Origin of the sequence: Thermococcus sp. (assembly GCF_027066465.1) — an archaeon.
GTDB lineage: Archaea > Methanobacteriota_B > Thermococci > Thermococcales > Thermococcaceae > Thermococcus.
Window position 1 is genome coordinate 1 of the sequence record NZ_JAMONU010000094.1, and the last position, 2,416, is coordinate 2,416.

The 2,416-nt window shown below is 52.2% G+C and carries 5 protein-coding genes; 4 read left to right on the forward strand and 1 reads right to left on the reverse strand.

Going from position 1 to position 2,416, the window contains the following annotated elements; all coding sequences use genetic code 11:
• From MVK46_RS04500 to MVK46_RS04510, 3 genes are all read left to right on the forward strand, one after another.
• The coding region (locus MVK46_RS04500; protein WP_297535453.1) for a multiprotein-bridging factor 1 family protein at nucleotides 1–372 on the forward strand (372 nt) is incomplete at its 5' end.
• A gap of 40 nt (nucleotides 373–412) precedes the next feature.
• A complete protein-coding gene (locus MVK46_RS04505) occupies nucleotides 413–583 on the forward strand; it encodes a hypothetical protein (RefSeq protein ID WP_297535454.1) in 171 nt (56 codons plus the stop codon).
• Nucleotides 584–705: 122 nt separating this feature from the next.
• Nucleotides 706–1,014 carry a PIN domain-containing protein gene (locus MVK46_RS04510; RefSeq protein WP_297535455.1) on the forward strand — a complete coding sequence of 103 codons (309 nt, stop codon included), beginning with the start codon at nucleotides 706–708 and terminating at the stop codon, nucleotides 1,012–1,014.
• Here the strand turns inward: MVK46_RS04510 and MVK46_RS04515 are convergent.
• Nucleotides 1,011–1,439: a DUF356 domain-containing protein gene (locus MVK46_RS04515; protein ID WP_297535456.1), complete on the reverse strand. Its 429-nt coding sequence runs from the start codon at nucleotides 1,437–1,439 to the stop codon at nucleotides 1,011–1,013. The two genes, MVK46_RS04510 and MVK46_RS04515, sit on opposite strands and share 4 nt — an antisense overlap.
• 138 nt (nucleotides 1,440–1,577) lie before the next feature.
• Between MVK46_RS04515 and MVK46_RS04520 the strand changes: the two genes are divergently transcribed.
• Nucleotides 1,578–2,416: DUF505 family protein (locus MVK46_RS04520; protein WP_297535457.1), on the forward strand; the 839-nt coding region annotated here is incomplete at its 3' end.

A 2,416-nucleotide genomic window follows, 5' to 3' on the forward strand; every position in this document is an offset into this window, starting at 1 on the left:
GAGCCGAGGAGAAGGCCCGCCTCAGCTCCGAGGCCGAGGAGGGAGCCGAAGCCCTACCGCGAGAGACCGCTCTACACCGAAGAAATCGTCGAGGACTTCGCCGAGAGGGTTTACAAAGCTATACAGAGGAGCGGTAAAAGCTACGAGGAGCTGTCCCATGAGATTGGGCTTTCGGTGAACGATTTGAGGGCGATAGCGCACGGCTACCGCGAGCCAACCATCAAGGAAGCCAAAAAGCTTGAACGCTACTTTAAGATTACGCTCATCGAGCGCGTCGAGGAGGAGGTAGAGGAGAGGAAGACCCTCCCGAAGGACTACGAGCCAACCCTCGGCGACATCGCCAACATCAGGATACGGAAGAGGAAGAAGTGAAGTTTAAATTCCTTTAGTTCTATTTACTTTGGTGGTTTCAGTGGGTGAGATAGTTGTGAAGGTGCCCTCTGGAATGGAGCGCCTCATTGAACGGAAGATAAAAATTATACTTGAGCGGGAGATGGAGAAAGGGCTGAGCAGAGCTGTTCTTTCCAAGTACCTCGGCAAGTTCAAGGGGGATGTCAATGAAGAAGACTGGTACCTCCAGTGAGCTTATCTTTTTGGACTCCTCCGTTTTAATCGAGGGACTAAAAGGTAATCCCTCCGCCGTTTCGCTCTTTGAAGAGCTTCTCAAATCCAATTTTGTTCCGGTAATCAACGACATAGTTTTCAGTGAGTTCATTTTTCCACTACCTCGCCCTTAAAACCGGAGTTTCCCCGTTTACCATCAAAAAGCGAGGCGAGATAGGAAACGTAATTCTAACTGATGAACCAAAGGACTTCCTTGACCAGTTCCACGTTCTCCCTACTGACGATGAAGTTCTGGAGGTATCTTATGGGCTTATGAGAAAGCATAACCTGCTCCCGAATGATGCAATAATCCTTGCCACTTGTCTTGTCTTTGAAGTGAGAAACCTCGGAACGCTGGACAGCGACCTTAAACAGGCTGGGAAGAAAGAAGGACTAAACCTTCTCCCTTAAACCTCCTCGAGCCCCCACTCCTCCTTCTCTCTCCTCTTCTCGGCTTTCCTTCTAAGCTCCTCGGCTTTGGTCCTCTTGGGTGGATGGAATCCGCGAAGCTTCTCAAAGCTTCCCCAGAGGCGCATTAACTCTTCCCAGGCCTCTGAATCCGGCGGAATTACAAGGACATGGGCCGGCGGGTGAATGTCCATAAGCTTTCCTATGGCCTTCTTCGGGGGGAGGTCAATCTGAGCCACGACGTGGGCCTTAAAGCGCTTTCTCGGCTTCTCACCGCTTATCTTTTCGAAGGCCCAGTCGGAGAGGGCGGGAGGGATTATCCTCGGGTCACCGCGAATTCTCATGCCCCCGTATCTCACGAGGTCGGCCAAAGCCACGCTTGCCTTCTGAAAGTTGTCGGTTCTAACAAGGACAATCGTGTTTCTCATGTTCTCACCACCCCCCACTCAACGGGTTGCCTTTTAAACCTTAGCCGATTTTAGTTACCGAAAGTTTTAAAAACTTTGTGTTTCTAAAAATGCCGGAGCCTTTTTAAGAGTCGATGAAGAGAGAGGAGGGGTGATAGCATGTATCTGAAGAAGAGGCACATTGAAATACTCAGGGAAATGAAGAAGACCGAGAGCCAGGCTGAGATTGAGGCCAAGCTCCCTGAGGAATTCCAGATAAGGGCAATCGAGCTTTACATTCTCGGCTTTGCCGAGCTTGAGGACGGGAAAATTAAGCTCACCGACGCCGGGAGGAAGCTCCTCGAGATTACAGAGTTGCTCAACCTCGACGAGCTTCCGGAGGTCATAGCCGATACCGAGATAATGAAGATGCTCGAGCTCCTCGAGGAGACAGGAAAGGTCCCCGAGAGCTGGCTCGAGAAGCTGAAGGAGAGAAAGCTCGCCGATGAGAACGGCCTCACCGAGTTCGGAAAGGCGCTCCTCGAAATCTACCGTGAGACCCATCCTGTTGTCTACCTGACCCCGGAAATTGTCTCGTTCCTCAGGGGAATGCCTAAAATCGGAACCCTCGATGAGCTGGTCACCTTCAAGAACTCAAAGCTCTACGGCGACAACATCGTGAACGCCCTTCAGGCCATGCGCCTGCTCCTGATTTCACCGCCGACCGAGAAGGGAAGGGCATTCGCAACTACGCCAGCGGCGAAGCTCGCCCTCAAAGCCGTCAGCATGATTCCGGTATTTGCAAGGGCGATAGTCCTCAGGAAGGAGGACTTCGAGGCTCTGAAGGCCGGAAGGAGCAGTGCCGAGCTTGAGAGCATGGGACTCAGCGACGAGAAGGGAACCACCGAGTTCGGGAGGGCTATAATGGAAACCTACGAGGCGATGGGCAGGGTTGAGGAGAAGGTTCTCCCGATTTACCTGCTCGACGATGAGCTTGCGGTTCTCAAGGCCATCAAGGA

What these genes read in the sequence shown, in the direction of transcription:
- MVK46_RS04515 (WP_297535456.1), bottom strand. Translation starts at nt 1,439, where the DNA reads ATGAGAAACACGATTGTCCTTGTTAGAACCGACAACTTTCAGAAGGCA.